17 protein-coding genes are annotated in these 17,227 nt (G+C 64.7%); 4 read left to right on the top strand and 13 right to left on the bottom strand.

The genetic code is table 11. The features are described from left to right. Window positions 1-325: 325 nt before the first annotated feature. The 3 genes from BLR03_RS13425 to BLR03_RS24930 all read right to left on the bottom strand — a co-directional run bounded on the left by BLR03_RS13425 (window position 326) and on the right by BLR03_RS24930 (window position 3,437). Entirely contained in the window at window positions 326-1,120 is a 795-nt protein-coding gene (locus tag BLR03_RS13425; protein WP_175460544.1) for a glycosyltransferase family 2 protein, read from the bottom strand. An 899-nt stretch (window positions 1,121-2,019) separates the two neighbouring features. Further along, complete coding sequence (locus BLR03_RS13430) at window positions 2,020-2,763, bottom strand: glycosyltransferase family 2 protein (RefSeq protein WP_175460545.1); 744 nt, start codon at window positions 2,761-2,763, stop codon at window positions 2,020-2,022. A gap of 113 nt (window positions 2,764-2,876) precedes the next feature. Beyond that, window positions 2,877-3,437, bottom strand: coding sequence for an acyltransferase (locus tag BLR03_RS24930; RefSeq protein ID WP_091253304.1), 561 nt, complete (start codon window positions 3,435-3,437; stop codon window positions 2,877-2,879). Window positions 3,438-3,549: 112 nt separating this feature from the next. On the opposite strand from BLR03_RS24930, the gene BLR03_RS13440 reads away from it, so the two are divergent. Beyond that, complete coding sequence (locus BLR03_RS13440) at window positions 3,550-3,822, top strand: hypothetical protein (RefSeq protein WP_139184554.1); 273 nt, start codon at window positions 3,550-3,552, stop codon at window positions 3,820-3,822. 614 nt (window positions 3,823-4,436) lie between these two features. Here the strand turns inward: BLR03_RS13440 and BLR03_RS25320 are convergent. The 3 genes from BLR03_RS25320 to BLR03_RS13455 form a co-directional block, all read right to left on the bottom strand. Further along, a complete protein-coding gene (locus BLR03_RS25320) occupies window positions 4,437-4,784 on the bottom strand; it encodes a helix-turn-helix domain-containing protein (RefSeq protein ID WP_368086969.1) in 348 nt (115 codons plus the stop codon). A gap of 174 nt (window positions 4,785-4,958) precedes the next feature. Then, on the bottom strand, window positions 4,959-6,497 hold the full coding sequence (gene gltX / locus BLR03_RS13450) for a glutamate--tRNA ligase (RefSeq protein WP_091253310.1): 1,539 nt from the start codon (window positions 6,495-6,497) through the stop codon (window positions 4,959-4,961). 117 nt (window positions 6,498-6,614) lie between these two features. Then, a complete protein-coding gene (locus BLR03_RS13455; protein WP_091253312.1) occupies window positions 6,615-7,391 on the bottom strand; it encodes a fumarylacetoacetate hydrolase family protein in 777 nt (258 codons plus the stop codon). Window positions 7,392-7,555: 164 nt separating this feature from the next. Between BLR03_RS13455 and BLR03_RS13460 the strand changes: the two genes are divergently transcribed. The 3 genes from BLR03_RS13460 to BLR03_RS13470 all read left to right on the top strand — a co-directional run bounded on the left by BLR03_RS13460 (window position 7,556) and on the right by BLR03_RS13470 (window position 9,563). Beyond that, entirely contained in the window at window positions 7,556-8,131 is a 576-nt protein-coding gene (locus tag BLR03_RS13460) for a hypothetical protein (protein WP_139184555.1), read from the top strand. 57 nt (window positions 8,132-8,188) lie between these two features. Then, a complete protein-coding gene (locus tag BLR03_RS13465) occupies window positions 8,189-8,848 on the top strand; it encodes a hypothetical protein (RefSeq protein ID WP_091253316.1) in 660 nt (219 codons plus the stop codon). A gap of 217 nt (window positions 8,849-9,065) precedes the next feature. Further along, window positions 9,066-9,563 carry a class F sortase gene (locus tag BLR03_RS13470; protein ID WP_254788476.1) on the top strand — a complete coding sequence of 166 codons (498 nt, stop codon included), beginning with the start codon at window positions 9,066-9,068 and terminating at the stop codon, window positions 9,561-9,563. Here BLR03_RS13470 and BLR03_RS13475 read toward each other — a convergent pair. From BLR03_RS13475 to BLR03_RS13505, 7 genes are all read right to left on the bottom strand, one after another. Further along, the gene (locus BLR03_RS13475) at window positions 9,541-10,365 is read right to left on the bottom strand and encodes an MBL fold metallo-hydrolase (protein WP_091253320.1); all 825 of its coding nucleotides are present in this window, start codon (window positions 10,363-10,365) and stop codon (window positions 9,541-9,543) included. The genes BLR03_RS13470 and BLR03_RS13475 overlap by 23 nt on opposite strands. A 56-nt stretch (window positions 10,366-10,421) precedes the next feature. Beyond that, window positions 10,422-11,780, bottom strand: a complete 1,359-nt coding sequence (locus BLR03_RS13480) for a polysaccharide deacetylase family protein (protein ID WP_175460547.1) — start codon at window positions 11,778-11,780, stop codon at window positions 10,422-10,424. A gap of 75 nt (window positions 11,781-11,855) precedes the next feature. After that, the gene (locus BLR03_RS13485; RefSeq protein ID WP_139184556.1) at window positions 11,856-12,230 is read right to left on the bottom strand and encodes a DUF1304 family protein; all 375 of its coding nucleotides are present in this window, start codon (window positions 12,228-12,230) and stop codon (window positions 11,856-11,858) included. Window positions 12,231-12,407: 177 nt separating this feature from the next. Continuing rightward, entirely contained in the window at window positions 12,408-13,520 is a 1,113-nt protein-coding gene (locus BLR03_RS13490) for a branched-chain amino acid aminotransferase (RefSeq protein ID WP_091253326.1), read from the bottom strand. A gap of 142 nt (window positions 13,521-13,662) precedes the next feature. Next, a complete protein-coding gene (locus tag BLR03_RS13495) occupies window positions 13,663-14,715 on the bottom strand; it encodes a 3-isopropylmalate dehydrogenase (RefSeq protein ID WP_091253328.1) in 1,053 nt (350 codons plus the stop codon). A 183-nt stretch (window positions 14,716-14,898) separates the two neighbouring features. Beyond that, window positions 14,899-16,458: a methionine--tRNA ligase gene (gene metG, locus BLR03_RS13500; RefSeq protein WP_091253330.1), complete on the bottom strand. Its 1,560-nt coding sequence runs from the start codon at window positions 16,456-16,458 to the stop codon at window positions 14,899-14,901. 9 nt (window positions 16,459-16,467) lie between these two features. After that, window positions 16,468-17,193: an ABC transporter ATP-binding protein gene (locus BLR03_RS13505; protein WP_090581680.1), complete on the bottom strand. Its 726-nt coding sequence runs from the start codon at window positions 17,191-17,193 to the stop codon at window positions 16,468-16,470. Window positions 17,194-17,227 lie beyond the last annotated feature (34 nt).

Raw genomic sequence — 17,227 nt, forward strand, 5'->3', positions numbered from 1 at the left:
ACACGGCGTATCCGGCGTTTCATTCAGTAGTTTCAGCTGCGGGGAATCGGTTGCTGAAGGTGGCTTGTTGGTCACCGACACCAGGTTCGCGGCGTAGTTCGTGCACCAGCGCTGTCAGGCGGTCCCGGGTAAGTTAGCGGCGATCGCGGCGACCAGTCCGGCGTGGGGCATCGGCGTTCGCCAGTTCTACCATGGATCCCGCGGACGGTCAGATCGCGGAAGAAGCCCGTTCAACCGGCCCTGTCCTCCACGGAGGAGGCTTGCCGACCAGCCAGTCCCGGACCAGCGATCCTAATCCTCACAGTTCTTTGGCTAAGGTGGGCAATTAGAGGCGTGAAGGTGGGTCTTCACTGACCTTGAATGCGTCAGCGGCGGCCCGGTCCTCCACACAGAACGGGAGCACAGGGACACCGTGTCCGCTTACTTTGTAGTGATGGAGGCGACCGATCTCCGGTTCAAGGGTTTCGAACCATCCGCGACTGATCGCATGGACAGAAGCCATAGGGACAGCGGCGTCGTATCGGGCGATCGACTTCACCCGGGTGTCCCAACCCTGGCCATGACCGACGATGTCCTCCCGCGCCCATCGTCGGGTGTGCTGCTGGAGGATCGGACGCCCAGGGTCACGCTCCTTGAAGTCGAAATTAAAGTTCAGGAACCTCACGCGCGGCATCTTCGCCGCGGTGGTGACGTCCGAAATCTTACGTCCTCCAGGTAGGACGATAAATTCGTCCACATCTATTACGGAAACCCACCCCTCGCCCCTCAGCGCGTACTTATTGAGAGCGGCGGGCAAGTACAGGTACTGACGCATGGACAGCGGATCCACTATGGGGAGTCCCCACTCAACGATGCGCTCCCGATTCATCTCCCGCCAGACCTCTGCCCGGGCCACCTTCTCGTCGCCTGCCAGCCCGTCGTAGTACTCGCCAAAAGCAGGTCTGACTTCGACGGTTATCTTTGCCGGCACGTGGAGCGTCCGGAGGACGTTCGCGCTATCGTCAGTCGGATTGTCAAGAATGACGTGGAAGTCGTCGAAACCCAGCCAAGAATGATACTCCACCCATTCTCTCAACCTCGGAGCATCGCCACGGGACATGGTCAAGATGGTGTGCTGCAAATCCAATCCTCCGGTGTATTGACGTTGTGCCATCAGACTAACCCAGGGGAGGGAATCCAACTATCGGGCGCTTTGACTCATGGAAAACCTCCGCGTAGCCGGATACGTTGCCTCGGTTTGAAATCCTCCGCGTAGCTGCGTGGTGCACGGCGGTGACGGCGGGCAGGGGCTATGCCCGTTTTCTTGGAGCCCACCCAAACCCTGATCCGGTGCCCGCCCGGCACGCCCCGGACGCCGGATCCTGTCCAAAGAGACCTGCCGCCACTGATAATCGTTAATTTGCTGTTGACATTGACGTGGCCAATTGACGTCGGGCCTGTAACGGCAGGGAACATCGATGAATCGCCAACTAGTCCGGGGCCAAGAATCATTGCCATTGGTCGGTCTTTACCGTCACAGGCGTGATGGATCTTGGTACTCAGCCCGCCCGGGAGGAGCCGATGGCGTGGTCGGGCGGTTCCTCAAACAGTTTCTCGTAATTCGGGAGTCCCCTGTGGTGCGGGGAAGGTTCGTGCAATGCTGGTGGGCCCGAGTGACAGTCGAATCTACCGAAACCGTCCCGCCGAACTGCCCGGCGGCGTCAGCCTCGGCCAGAAGCCTCCCGTGGATCCGGCTCCAGGTCCCGGCGGTGGCGAAACGCCGGTGGCTTCCATACCGTCTGCCAAGGACCAAACCCCGCCGGAAGATCCCGCCACGCATTTATGGCTTCGATCGACTCACCACAGCCACCACAGGCTGCTGTACGGCTAATGGGGACTTGTCGCCTGGGTCATGGAATCGGCTTCGTCCAACGGGAATAGATGCTCGCACCCCAAGGCCTGCATTAGGGCTTCAGCCGGGCCAAAATTAGATTCCCTTTCGAAGGGTTCGACCGCTTCGACCGGGGTGCTGCACCTGGATCACAGAGTGTCAATCAAGGTGGTGTCCTTCGTGGAGTACGGAATAGGGAGTCCTTGATCTGGAATCTTGTAGTGGTGCAGCCTGGCAACATCAGGGTCGGAGATCTCGCAGGGGCCTTTGCTGATCGGGTGGACTGACGTGAACGGCAGCAAGGCATCGTTACGGGCGATTGTTTTCACACGGTGCTCCCAGCCTTGGCCATACGCCTCGACGTCTTCTCTGGCCCATCGCATCGTGTGTTGGGCCAGGAAAGGCCTGGTGTCATCGTTCCCGGAGGTGTCGAAGTTGAAGTTCAGAAACCTAACTCGGGGAGAACGGGCAGCCGATGTAATATCTTGGATTCTGCGGCCGCCCGGGAGGGCTATGAACTCGTCCAGGTCGATTACAGCAACCCACGAGTCGCCGTTGCCTGCATAGACGGTGCTCAGCACCTCGCGGAAGTATTCGAGCTGCCGTAGAGCCAGCGGGTCGACTACCGGCAGCCCCAGTGCGGTGAGACGGGACTCGTTGGCCTTGCGCCACGCCAGCACCCTCGCCCACCGTTCCGCCGGCGTGAGCCCGTCGTAGTAGTCGCCGGAGGCCGCCCGCACGTCGATGGTGATCTTCGCCGGGACGTCCAAACTCAGTAGCACCTGCTCGCTGTCGTCCACCGGGTTATCCAAGATGATGTAGAAATCGTCGAACCCCAGCCTGGAGTGGTATTCCACCCATTCACGCAGGCGCGGAGAATCTCCTCGGGACATTGTCAGAACGGTGTGCCGCAAGCAGATCCTCCAGCAGATAGAAGTTGTCGAATCACACACTAGTCGAAGCCCGGGTCGTTCAACCATTCCGGGTCAGGCAGCGGTAACGCTGGCTAGGCAGGCAGGGATCGAATGACCTTCGCGGGGACTCCGCCAACGAGGGTGTTGTCTGGTACATCATGGTTCACTAAGGATCCAGCTGCGACAATGCAACCCTTGCCGATGGTCACTCCTCCAAGAATTGTCGAGCTCGCACCTATCCATGAGCCTTCTCCAATCACGATCGGAGCGGAAGCGTTAGTCCCGGCGCGTCTTTGGGAGTCACCAATCTCGTGGCCGTCCGTGATGAGCCGAACAAACGGTCCGATGAACACTCTGTCTTCGATGACCGTGCCTGCCCTTATGTACCCGTCGCGGTTGATGAGGCACTTCGCGCCGATAGTCACGGGTCCAAAAATCTCGGCGTTGCGATAAATGTTGGTTCCCGCCCCAACGGTGATGGGCGCGTCCTCCCGGCACTGGAGCGAAGTGTTCGGGGCGAGCTTCACGTCCTCCCCAATTGTGGCGTGCTCAGGTATCCATGCGGATTCGCGTGGGCGCAGATTGCGGAGGGCTGCGGTCAGTGCCGCCACCTGTTCTTTCAGGTCCTTCAACTCTTCTTCGATGTAAGGCATCGGGCCAAATTATCAGGCGCTCCCACCGAACAGTAAATCCAAGAATCCAACCGCCGAGGAGGCGCGCATGCACGAAGACCTGCACAGACTCTGGCTCCGTGTACAGGAGCCAATGGCGCACTCAGTGATCGACTTCTTCGTCTACCTCGCCGTGGCTGGCATGGGGCTCGCCCTGGTCCTCGACCCGCCCAGACGGTGCGCGTCAAAAACCGGTGTTACGTCTAAGACCCGAAAAGTAGGTACGCCGATGAACTCCCCGGAGATCGTCGCTGCCGTCCTCGGCTCAGGCCGCGTCAGCGCGTTCCTCGTCGCCGTCGTAAAGGGTGCCGCGGGCCGGCAACGCTTCGGCAACGTCAGCCTCAAAGACCAAATGAACGAGGCGTAGGTCGACGAGGAACGGGAGCGCACCACCGTCGAAACATACAACCGGCGGTCACTGACGCATCCCAATTCCACCGCGACTGCAGCGACCACGGCTTCAAGGACAAGGAGCTCCGCCCCTGACCGAAGCTCAATAGGATACGCCACGAACAGGCCCCCAACTTCCTTCGGGAAGGGGCGGGTGCCATTCTTGCATCCGGCTAGAGTTTGCCTCATCCGGAGGGGTCCTCGACTACCTGCCCATCGAGCTCGGGGTGGCATTCGGAACCAACTCTGAAAACCGCTGGGTCGGCCCAACGGGACGAAGATGTCCCCCAAGGGCCAAGTGATTCTCATTCGACCGCTAAAGCCTCCGCACTAGGCCGTCCTGCGCTCTCAGGATTGGGTTATGGCATCGTTCAACCTTGACGGGGAACCTGGGAGTACTTGTGGGGCAAAAGCCGCGAACGCCACAGCGAGTAAGCGTCAACACCGGCCCCTCGGCGGAAAGTTGCTTTTGTGCGTTACGACCGCCGTTGGTGAGATGGGGTCCACCCCCGAAAACCGTTGCCCTGAGGCGCGCATCGGCTCCCGCGTCCTAATCCGGGATTCCATACGCAGCAATGCCCGCGCGTTGGCTCACAGAAGACCTCCGCTATGCCGGTTTTCATGGAGCGGCGTAATACACCCGTCCGCGCCGGTGTTGCGGTTCACTTCTCGCCGGACCACAGACCGGTCCCGGCCCATCGCCGTACCGATCCTGGCGTAACTGAGCCTGCTGCGCCGGCCCATCTGAATCATCCCCCGCTCAGCCCGTGTCAACGCCCGCCCGCCCTGCCCCTCAGGTGAGGGGCAGGGTAAGCATGGCCTCCGACGGCGCCCATCGTCACGGTCATCATGTGGCCAAACTGAGCCCACCAGTTCCTCGCGGTCCCATGAGTGGCTCCGACACGCCGGGCCGCAGCAAGAATCGATATTCCGCCACACACCAGATCAACGAACTCGGTGCGCGCATCCAGGCAAGAACACGTTGACCATCAAACGCTCCATCAATCAGAGCGTTGCAACGACCATATGATTTTACCGTCGGTCACCCACAAGAGCGCCTGTCAACCCGTCTTGGCAGTCATGGACATCCGTTGACCGAAGCCTCTGGTGGCGTCAGCCGCGGAAGGCGCGGAGGCGGGCCAGGGAGGAGTCCTTGCCCAGGATGACCATGGATTCGAACAACGGCGGGGAAATCCGGCGGCCGGAGACGGCCGTGCGGACTGGTCCGAAGGCCAGGCGGGGCTTGACGCCGAGGCCTTCCACGAGGGCCTCCTTCAGGGCGGCCTGGATGTTCTCGGCCGTCCAGTCAGCAACGGGCTCCAAAGCGGCCAGGGCGGCGTCGAGGACCTCGGTGAGGTTTTCCGGCAGGCCCTTGCGGGCGTCGTCGGCGACGTCGATCGCGTCGTCGGCCTTGAACAGGAACGCGATCATCTCCGGCGCTTCGCCCAGCAGCGAGATGCGTTCCTGGATCAGCGGCGCGGCCTCGGCCAGGACTTCCTCCTCGCGGGCGTTGAGGGTCTCCCCCACGAATCCGGCGGCCTGCAGGTAGGGCACCAGGCGGCCGCGGAAGTCCTCCGGGTCGAGCATGCGGATGTGGGTGCCGTTGATGGCTTCGGCCTTCTTGATGTCGAAGCGGGCCGGGTTGGCCAGGACGTCGTTGACGTCGAAGTTCTCGATCAGCTGCTCCACGGTGAAGATGTCCTCGTCGGCGGAGAGGCTCCAGCCGAGCAGGGACAGGTAGTTCAGCAGGCCCTCGGGGATGAAGCCGCGGTCCCGGAGCAGGAACAGGTTGGACTGCGGGTCACGCTTGGAGAGCTTCTTGTTGCCCTCGCCCATGACGTACGGCAGGTGGGCGAAGACCGGCATGTAGCTGGCCACACCGATGTCCATCAGGGCCTTGATCAGCACCACCTGGCGGGGCGTGGAGGAGAGCAGGTCCTCGCCGCGGAGCACGTGGGTGATGCCCATGAGCGCGTCGTCCACGGGGTTGACCAGGGTGTAGAGCGGGGAGCCGTCGGCGCGGACAATGACGTAGTCCGGGATGCTGCCGGCCTTGAAGGTGATCTCGCCGCGGACCATGTCGTTGAAGGTGACGTCTTCATCGGGCATGCGGACGCGCAGCACGGGCTGGCGGCCCTCGGCCTTGAAGGCGGCGAGCTGTTCGTCGGTGAGTTCGCGGTCAAAGTTGTCGTAGCCCAGCTTGGGGTCGCGGCCGGCGGCCCGGTGGCGGGCTTCGACTTCCTCCGGGGAGGAGTAGCACTTGTAGGCGTAGCCGGCGTCGATCAGCTTGGCCACGACGTCCTTGTACAGGTCCAGCCGCTGTGACTGGCGGTAGGGCTCGTGCGGGCCGCCGACTTCCACGCCTTCTTCCCAGGTGATACCGAGCCACTTGAGGGCCTCCAGCAGCTGCTGGTAGCTCTCCTCCGAGTCGCGCGCCGCGTCCGTGTCCTCGATCCGGAACACGAATGTGCCCTTGGTGTGCCGGGCGTGGGCCCAGTTGAAGAGGGCGGTGCGGATCAGGCCGACGTGCGGGGTGCCCGTGGGTGACGGGCAGAACCGGACACGGACCGGGGTGTCAGTGGTGACTTCACCGGTGGAGGCAGCAAGCGGGGCGGAGCTGGAGACGGCGTCGGACGCGGAAGCAGTAGTCATAGTGGTACCCACATTACCAATCTCTACCGCCGCCCCTTGTCCGGAATACCGCTACGAAAACGGACAGCCGCACCGCGGATCCACGGTGCGGCTGTCCGAAATCGGCGCGAAAACCCTTTAGCGGCGCACCACCGGGTTGGAGAGGCGCCCGATGCCCTCGATCTCGACCTCAAAGCGGTCCCCGGCCTGCACCGCGCCGACGCCGGCCGGTGTGCCTGTCATGATGACGTCGCCGGGCAGGAGGGTGAAGGCCTGCGAGACGATGGAGACGAGTTCCCGGACGCCGCGGATCATCTGGTTGGTGCTGCCGTCCTGGCGCAGTTCGCCGTTGAGCCGGCCCTGGATCTGCAGGTCCTCGGTGTCGAGTTCGGTCTCGATCCACGGTCCCAGCGGCGCCGAGGTGTCGAAGCCCTTGGCCCTGGCCCACTGCAGGTCCGTCTTCTGGACGTCGCGCGCAGTGAGGTCGTTGCCGCAGGTGTAGCCGAAGATCACATCGTTCACCCGGTCCTCGGGTACGTCCTTGCAGATCCGGCCGATCACGACGCATAGCTCGGCCTCGAAAGACACGTCCTCGGAGAACTCCGGCAGCACAATGGGATCGTTGGGTCCGATCACGGAGGTGTTGGGCTTGAGGAACAGCAGGGGCTGTTGCGGGACCTCGTTGCCGAGCTCCCGGGCATGCTCCGCGAAGTTGCGGCCCACGCCGATGACCTTGCTGCGCGGAATGATCGGCGCCAGGAGGCGGACGTCTTCCAGCTTGTGCTTCACGGGGGTTCGTTCCACGCCGTGGAAGAAGGGGTCACCCTTGATGACAGTGACTTCCTCACTGCCGGGCTCACCTTCCACGATGCCGTAGAGGGGATCAGAATCAACTACAAACCGGGCGATACGCATGGTTCCAAGCGTACCGCTCCCGGCAGGTGCACCGGACTGCGTAAATCGTGCCTCTTCGGGTCCCGGTGTTAGTCTGACGCGACGCGCGAGGCGTCTTTGTCTGTTCAATTGGGGGAAACATGTTAGGTATTGATAACTCGGCAGCGCGCTCTAAACGCTTCAGCATGAAAATAGTAGCCACCGCATCAACAGCTGTGATCGCCTCCGGCGGACTTCTTCTTCTTTCCCCGCCGGCCTCCGCCGCAGAGCCGGCGACATGCTCAGCAGCGCAGGCAAGCTACCGGACCGCTCTATCTAAGGCCGCCGACGTCGACGCACTTGCCCGCCAACTCACGGCGGCAAGTCAGGCAGCTGTCCAAGCACAGCAGTTCCGCGATGCCTTGGCCGCGGCCGCCGTTGCCGACACCGTCCAAGCGCGGGCGGACCTCGACGCCGCCGCCGCGGCCGCGGCCAAGACGGAAAGCGAACTGGAGGCGGCTAAAGGGAACGTGCAACGCGCGCTTACCATTGCCAGGTGGGCGGCCGACGCCGTCGACAGGATCCAGACCGAACTTGATGGGCTGCCTGAGCTGAATGACGCGGCCGAGAAGCAGGCCCGGACGCAACTTACCGCGGCGACTGCCGCACGGTCCGACGCGGCTGTCAATGTTACCGCTGTTCAAGCATCACTGGAGGCCGCCAGAGCGTCTCACGACCAGCCGGCCATCAACGCCGCCCAGGCCGCGCTGCTGGCTAAATAAAATCTGCTGGAAGCGGCTGAGGCGCAACTGGGTGCAGCAACACTGGCGCTGGAAGGGGTGAAGGCCCAGGGTGAAGCCCGGTTGGCAGATGCCCGCAACAGGCTGGATGGCGCCCAGCAGCTGTCGTGGGAGATGGACGAGCACCTCCTGCAGGCCGACGTGGCGGTCGGCGCTGCCAACGACAACGCCCAGGCCGCAGCTGATGCCGCCGCCCAGGCGAAGGACGCCCTCCTGACGGCCCGCAACCTGGACGGCATTGCTGCCGCGGATGCGGTTCTGGCTGCTGCCCGCACGACTGCCACGGAGCTGCGCGCCCAATCCACTACGCGGCCGGACCCCGCGTCCATCGCGCGGCTCTTACATTCTGCCCTCGAGGCCTGCGCGGCAACACCTGAGGCCGCCCCACCGGCACTCGTGGCTGTGGCCAGCCCGGCGGTGGCTCTGGCACCGGCTACGGTGTCGCGACCGGCGGTAGTTGGGGTTCCGTCCTCGAACCCAGGGCAGAAGCCTGGTGCCGTGGCGGCCACCAATCCGGGGCTCAACATCCAGACCGGCGTTGTCACCGTTTCTGCCGCGCAGGCTCCTGCTGGTCCCCGGGACCAGGACGGGCCGGCAATGGCGGCATGGTCGTTGGGAGGACTCATCGTCCTCGCGGTTACGTCTATTGGAGTGCGACGGGGCCGCCTCCGTGCACGGATGACCAATGGTTCTGAATGAACCGGTGGGTTTTGCTCAGAAGAGGCCGATGCCGGTCAACGGTCAACCGTGGTGCCTGAGGGCAGCCTTTAGGTGCCCCCGGTCCGGAGCGAGGGCTCTGGCCCTTCTTGCGGCACTCAGCGGACTGGCGGTAGTGATGCCGGGCTGTACAACCGGCGATCCCCGGGATCCGCAGTCAACTGCCGCCGCGACCTCGTCGACCTACGCATCGCCCTCCATGCCGGCCAAACTTGCTCCGGTAGTCGTCGACGGAGGCACGAACTCGGCGCTTCCGCCGGCCTCCCCACCCCAACGCATCAGCTATCCGGCCGCCGGCATCGATGTCTCCGTGCTGCCGCTGACTCCAAGCACCGACGAAACGGCCACCGGCTCCCTCGTCCCGCCGATGACCATGGACGCCTACTGGCTCACCGCCTACGGACAGCCTGGCTCCGGCTCACTCAACACTACGTACATCGTCGGACATAGCTGGCAGACCGCCGACGCCCCTTTCAACCGGCTCAGCAGCCGGTCCGCCATCGGGGACGAGCTGAGCGTCCGCACCATGACCGGCACAGTCAAATACAAGGTCCAAAGCGTCACCACCCATGACAAAGCCACGCTCCGCACCAGCGACGTGTGGAACAAGGTGCCCGGCCGGTTGGTGCTCATCAGCTGCTATACCAAAGACGTCCAGGGTACGAACCTGATTGTCACGGCCATGCCGGTCCCGTGACCGGTTCCGCCGCCCCGCCGCCCGAGCGCAGGTAGTCCAGCTGCGCCGCGACCGAGAGCTCCGCGGCGCGGCGGACGGAAGGATCGACGTCGGCGTACACAGCGTCCGTGACGGCGCTCACGCCGGCGTCGGCGCCCAGGGCCTCAAGGGCGGCCCGGACCTGCGCGAGCCGTCGTTGCCGGTGGTCCCGGTAGGCGCGGGCGACGCCGTCGAGCGCCGGTAGTACGGGGCCGTGGGCCGGTAGCACTGTGGCGGGTCCGAGGCGTTCCAGCTTGTCCAGCGATTCGAGGTAGTCGCGGAGCGTGCCGTCGGGGTAGTCCAGCACCGTCGTTCCCGAGCCAAGAATCGTATCCCCGGTCAGCACGGAGCCGTGCGGGCCGTCCTGCGGCAGGTGGAAGCACAGCGAATCCGAGGTGTGGCCCGGCGTCGCCAGGACCCTGATCTCCACCCCGGCCGCATGGAGGGTTTCGCCGCCCCGCAGCCGGGGCGCGCCGTGGCAGTGGGCGGGATCCGCGGCCCGTACGGCCGCCCCTGTGAGCTCCGAAAACCTCGCGGCGGCCGCGGTGTGGTCCGCGTGCCGGTGCGTGATCAGGATGAGCTCGATCCGGCCCTCACCCGCCAGCGCCTGCAGGTGCGGCTCGTCCAGGGGCCCGGGGTCGACGACGACGTTGGTCGCCGCCCCCGGGGCGCCGAGGATATAGGAGTTGGTTCCGGCCAGGCTCATGGGCCCGGGGTTGGGGGCGAGCCTGAACCGGGTCAGCTCGCTGCCGCGGACGATGCCGCTGGAGGTCTCGGAAGTCACGGTCCCATCCTTGCACCCAAGAGGCCCGGGCGCTGTCACGGGACCACTCCCGGCAACTATGCGGCAAGCAATCGCGGCTCCTGGACGTTGAGCTCCCCGCCTGTAAGTGGGGATATGCGCACCCGGACCATGGGGCTACCCACTAGTGGCAGCACGACGTACTGATGAACAGGTTTGAAGCCGGCCGACGGGACCAAGGTAATGATCTTCTCAACATTGAATTGTCCCGGGGCTATTGGGTCGAGAACTTCGATCTTCGCGCGTATTCCAGTTGTTGAGCGCATCGAAACGAGCAGTTGCCTGGCAGAGCCGGCATAGAGCCCGGTCGAAACATCTTTGTAAAGGGCCGTGGATCCCGCACCACGGCGGGCGTACGTAGTCCCCGACTCGCTGTAGAGTGCCCACTTTGCGGCTGCCCCGTTCCAGCCGTTCCACCCGGCCTTGAAGCCTGCCATCCGGGAAAGGAGATCGTGGCGCGAGGAGGAGTTGAAACTGGACATCATCAACCCTGACGTTGTCAGTATTTCCATTCGCCGCTGATCGCGTTCGCGGGCGCACCAGGCAAAGAGATCCTCAACGGCACGGATGTCCGCATCGTCCATGAGGCTGGGGTGGTACATGAAGCACACGCCTCGCCCCTGTTGGGCCGCCGCACGAACAAAGGAAGGTCCGCGCCGGGCATAGTCGGCGTTCTCGATGACGATGTGGACGTTGCCCATGCTGTCCAAGGGGTTCCCCGTCATCGGCCAGTAACCGGGGACATAGCCTGTCGACAGGGCATGTTCCTGAGTAATCAGCCGTCCGGCCAGGTACTTCTGAAACGAGGCCGGACTCTTTCCGCCGGCGAAGCCTTGATAGCGAGTACCAGCCACGCCCGGGGGAATGAAAAGTTCAATCGGCAACTTGGGCAGCGCTTTGGCCAGGGCCGTGCGCGAGTAGACAATTTCTTCCCGCAACCTTTGCGCGGTAGGTGCGTCCGTGTGAGTAGAACTATGGTTGGCGATTTCGAGCCCGTTTTCCAGTGCCAGCTTCTGCAGGATTGAGAAGGAGAGGTTTGCACTGCCGTTGGGGCCGTGTTCAAGGTCGAACATTTGGGACATCGCGGCGACAGTGACGGGAATACCGTACTGCCGGTGCAGTGGAAGGAGTTTGGACTGAAACCGGTTGAGATGGTGATCACAGCGGAAGGCCACGGCAACCTTGCCCCCGGTGCCGATAGGTCCCCCCCGCCGGGCCACGAACGCGTCCAGAAGCGCGCCATTGGGCGTGAACGGGTACGTCTGGCTTGGAACCCTCTCGGCGATGGCCGCGGAGGATCCGTCCCCGGCACCGACGGCTACGGCCCCGGACGCGGCCGCCACCGCACCGGCCTGGAGAAACCTACGCCGGCTGAAGCTCTTGGATCCGATCAACACTGACATTCCCCCATGGCGCCGGCGAGCGAACTGAATGCAGCCATCATAGGCCCCTGCCGGACCACGAGAAATGATCTAGACGAGCAGCAGGATGGTGATGATGAGCGGCGGGCCCGCTTCTGCGAGGGCACTTCCCCAAAGCCGCCGCTCGGAAAGTAACAGGTCCGTCCCCAGGATCACGTGCGCCACGCAGGTGAAGAGCAAGAGGGTGCGTCCCCCAGCCGAGTCCGCGCCGCCGAGCATGATGGCCCCCGCGATGGCACCGATCCCCCAGATCACGTTGTAGAAGCCGAGATTCAACGTCCCCAGCCAGGCGGCCTGGACGCCGTCCGGTTCGGCGACGAACAGCCGTTGCAGACGCTGGTCGCGGATGAAGAACGACTCGGCTACACCGACGACGATCAGCAGGCCCCCGAAGACCACACCCAGAACCTGGATAAGCCCGGTCATCTGCTCATTGTGCACCCGCGGCTCCAGCCTCGAACAGGGCCGGTTGGACAAGTTACGCCGTACTTCAGCGCATTTCTTCACCGAGGTCCCGGACGCCGACGGCGGCCCCACCTAAAGGTGCGGACCGCCGTCGCGAGTCACAATGTGTGTCCTACATACTGCGCCTGGATTTTGTACCTAGGCGAGGCGGGTCAGCCAGCCGTGGGTGTCCTCCACTGTGCCGGTCTGGATGCCGAGCAGCTGGGCGCGGATGGCCATGGTGGTCTCCCCCGCCTTTGCGTCTCCGGAGCCGATGAACTCGGTGGCATCCTTGAGCACGCCGATGGGGGTGATGACCGCAGCGGTGCCGCAGGCGAAGACCTCGGCGATCTCGCCGGAGGCAACGCCGTCGCGCCATTCATCCAGGGTGATCTTGCGTTCGGTGACTTCGCGGCCCATGTCCCGGGCCACCTGGATCACGGAGGAGCGCGTCACGCCCTCCAGGATGGTGCCGGACAGCGCGGGGGTGACGAGCGAGCCGTCCTTCATGACGAAGAAGACGTTCATGCCGCCGAGTTCCTCGACCGCGTTGTCATTGAACTGGTCCAGGAAGAGGACCTGCTTGCAGCCGTGGGCCTCGGCTTCCTGCTGGGCGATCAGCGAGGCGGCGTAGTTGCCGCCGCACTTGGCGGCGCCCGTTCCGCCGCGGCCGGCGCGGGCGTATTCACGAGAGATCCAGATGGAGACGGGCTTGAGCTCGCCGCCGAAGTAGTTGCCGGCCGGGGAGGCGATCACGCGGAAGGAGACCTCGCGCGCTGCCCGGACGCCCAGGAAGGCCTCCGTGGCGATCATGAACGGCCGCAGGTACAGGGCCTCGCCGTCGCCGGACGGGACCCAGTCCTTGTCCGCCGCGACGAGTTCGCGGATGGCGCCGAGGAAGTACTCCTCCGGCAGTTCCGGGAGGGCCAGGCGCCGGGCGGACTTGTTCAGGCGGGCGGCGTTGGCCTCTGGGCGGAACGTCCAGATCGAGCCGTCGGTGTGCCGGTAGGCCTTGAGTCCCTCGAAGATCTCCTGGCCGTAGTGCAGCACCGCGGCGGAGGGGTCCAGGGAAATCGGACCGTAGGGCTCAATTCGCGCGTCATGCCAGCCGCCGTTGCCCTCGGCGTCGACGCTGTAGTCGACAACCGCGGTGTGGTCGGTGAAATAGTCGCCAAATCCCGGGTTCGCCAGGATGGCTGCACGCTCTTCAGCAGACTTCGGGTTCTCCGACAGGTGCTGGGTGAATTCGACGCCATGGGCAGTCTGAGTCATGGTTCCTCCACGATCGGCTGCCTGGTGTGGGAACGTGGTTCACCGTCGGACCACGGCAGCATTTTGGTGATTCGAAACTAGCTTACGCCCGTTGGCAGTACCGGTTCTGCGGTGCCTGCAGTCCAGGGACTGCGGCCGGCGGCTACAGCGCCGCCGCGATGGCGTCGCCCACCTCGCTGGTGGCGCGGACTGCACCGTTGCGGGCCTCTATGTCGGCGGTGACGGCCGCCTCGATCTTCCGGGCGGCGCCGGCGAACCCGAGGTGGTCCAGCAGAAGCGCGGCGGAGAGGATCGCGGCGGTGGGGTCGGCCTTCTGCTGGCCGGCGATATCCGGGGCGGAGCCGTGGACCGGTTCGAACATGGACGGCGCGGTGCGGTCCATGTTGATGTTGCCGGAGGCCGCCAGACCGATCCCGCCGGTCACGGCTGCCGCGAGGTCGGTGATGATGTCTCCGAACAGGTTGTCGGTGACGATCACGTCGAAGCGGGCCGGATCGGTCACCATGAAGATCGTGGCGGCATCCACGTGGAGGTAGTCGTGGGTGACCTCGGGGAACTCCTGTGCCACGGCCTCGACCGTGCGCTTCCAGAGCTGTCCGGCGAAGACCAGGACGTTGTGCTTGTGCACCAGGGTGAGCTTCTTGCGGGGACGGTCGTTGGCCCGGCGGAAGGCGTCGCGGACCACGCGCTCCACACCGTGGGCGGTGTTCAGCGAGACCTCGGTGGCGACCTCGTGGGGTGTTCCGGCACGCAGCGTGCCGCCGTTGCCCACATAGGGGCCCTCGGTGCCTTCGCGGACCACGATGAAGTCAATCTCGCCGGGGTTGGCGAGCGGGCTGCCGACGCCGGCGTAGAGGCGGGAGGGCCGCAGGTTGACGAAGTGGTCCAGGCTGAAACGCAGCTTCAGCAGGAGCTCGCGCTCGATGATGCCGGAGGGGATCCGGGTGTCGCCGGGGGCTGCCCCGACGGCACCGAACAGGATGGCGTCGCGAGTGCGGAGGTCCTCGAGGGTAGCCGGAGGCAGGGTCTCCCCCGTCTCCAGCCAGTGCTCCGCGCCCAGCTTGTAGTGGGTCTGCCGGAGCACAATCCCTTCGGCCGCCGCGGCCTTCTCGAGAACCTTCAGGGCTTCTGCGGTGACCTCGGGGCCGATGCCGTCGCCCGGGATGACTGCCAGATCAATCGTGGATGCGCTCATATTTTCAGGGTAGCCAAGGGATCCACATTCTGGTCAAGTTGTCTCACTATTCAAACACCCCCGCCAACGCACCCTCACGTCCTGCAGGAAAAAGCGAAACGCTCCCGCTCCTCCAAGGCGGAGGTGCGGGAGCGTCACTAGAAACGCCGCAGGATCTGCGGGAGCATCCGGAGGCGTGCAGGCTCAGGCGTCGGCGGGTTCCTCGTACTTCGGGAACACGGGGGCCGGGGCGGGCAGCTGGGTGCCGGCGGCGATCGGCGTGCCGAGTGCCGCGAACTGGCGCGCCGTGCCCTCGGGCTGGCCGAGCGTGTCAAGGATGGCCGACGCCGCCGTCGGCATGACCGGCTGGGCCAGGATGGACACGATGCGCAGCACCTCAAGCGTCACGTACAGGACCGTGTTCATGCGCTCGACGTCAGTCTTGCGCAGCACCCACGGGGCCTGTTCGGCGAAGTAGGCGTTCGTGTCGCCCAGTACAGCCCAGATGGCTTCCAGCGCGCGGCTGAACTCCTGCTTCTCGAACGCGGCCCGGACGGTGTCCAGCAGGGCGTTGGCCTGGTCCAGCAGCGCCGTGTCCTCAGCGGAGAAGCCGCCCGGCGCCGGCACGCGGCCCTCGCAGTTCTTGGCAACCATGGACAGCGACCGCTGGGCCAGGTTGCCGAAGTTGTTGGCCAGGTCCGAGTTCATCCGGCCCACGATGGCCTCGTGGTTGTAGTTGCCGTCCGCCCCGAACGGGACCTCGCGCAGGAAGAAAAACCGCACCTGGTCCAGCCCGTACTGGGCGACGAAGTCCGCCGGTGCCACCACGTTGCCGAGGGACTTGGACATCTTGACGCCGTTGTTGTGCAGGAAGCCGTGGATCATGATGCGCTTGGGCAACTCCAGCCCGGCGCTCATGAGGAAGGCCGGCCAGTAGATGGCGTGGAACCGGGAAATGTCCTTGCCGATCACGTGGACATCGGCCGGCCAGTACTTCTTGAAGGATTCCGATTCGATGTCGGGGTAGCCGACGCCGGTGAGGTAGTTGGTGAGCGCGTCGACCCACACGTACATGACGTGGTTGTCGTTGCCGGGCACCGGGACGCCCCAGTCGAACGTCGTGCGGCTGATGGACAGGTCCTCCAGGCCGCGCTTGACGAAGCTGATGACCTCGTTGAACCGTGACTGGGGTGCGCCGAATTCCGGGTGCGCCTCGTAGAGCGCCAGCAGCTTGTCCTGGTAGGCCGAGAGCCGGAAGAAGTAGCTCTCCTCGGCCGTCCACGTCACAGCGGTATCGGTTTCGCGGGAGTAGCGGAGTCCGTCATCTTTGAGAACGGTCTCGTCCTCGCCGTAGTACGCCTCGTCGCGGACCGAGTACCAGCCTTCGTACTTGGACAGGTAGATGTCCCCGTTGGCTTCCATCTTCTTCCAGATGGCCTGCGATGCCGCGTAGTGATCGGCGTCGGTGGTGCGGATGAAGCGGTCGTAGGAGATCCCCAGGGCAGCGTGCGCCGCCTTGTAGATCTCGGCGTTCCGGTCCACCAGTTCCTTGGGCGTGACGCCTTCCTTCTCGGCGGCCTGGGCGATCTTCATGCCGTGCTCGTCCGTTCCGGTCAGGAAGAAGACGTCGAACCCGTCCAGTCGCTTGAAGCGGGCCATCGCATCGGTGGCGATGTACTCGTAGGCGTGGCCGATATGCGGCACCCCGTTGGGGTACGTGATGGCCGTGGTGATGTAGAACGGGGTTTTTTCAGAAGAAGTCACGGTCTAAATCTAGATCAGTTCGGTCAGGGTATCGCTCTGGCGGACCAGTTCGTGGTCATGTGAAGCCACCAGCACGGCAATGCCGTCCGACGTCGTGTCCTTGAGGATGCTGATGATGCGGTTGGCCGCGGCACGGTCGAGGCTGGCCGTCGGCTCGTCGACCACCAGGACGCGGGTGCCGAGGATGAGGGCGCGGGCGATCGCCACGCGCTGGCGCTCACCGCCGGAGAGCTGCGCCGGGCGGTGGCGCATGCGCCGGCCCAGGCCCACGAGGTCCAGGAGGTCCTTGGCCATGTCACGGCGCTTCTCCACCTCGCCGTCCGGCACGGCCGGCAGCAGGACGTTCTCGAGTGCGCTCATCCCGTCGATCAGGGCGCCGCCCTGGTCGACGTAGCCGATCAGGGCCCGGCGGCGGTCGGCGATCTCGTCGTCGCCCATGGTCTCGAGCGAGTCTCCTTCCCAGAACACCCGGCCCGACGTCGGCAGGGTCAGGCCCGCGCCGACGGTCAGGATACTGGTCTTGCCGGAGCCGGAGCGGCCGGCGACGCAGTGCATCTCGCCGGCGTGCAGCGTCATGTTGAAGTCGTCCACCACGTTGACGGGCTCGGCACCGCCCTTGCCGCCGCCATAGTGGATGGTGATGTTGCTCAGTTCCAGCGGGGTGGCGTGGTCCGTGGCCTTCACGATCGTGTTGGCGCGGGTCTTGTGCGCACCGCGACGGGTGCTGGCGGTCATCCGGTCGTGTGCCTCCCGGTCAAGGTTCAGCTCG

This window comes from Arthrobacter sp. ok909 (assembly GCF_900104405.1).
Classification (GTDB): Bacteria; Actinomycetota; Actinomycetes; order Actinomycetales; family Micrococcaceae; genus Arthrobacter; species Arthrobacter humicola.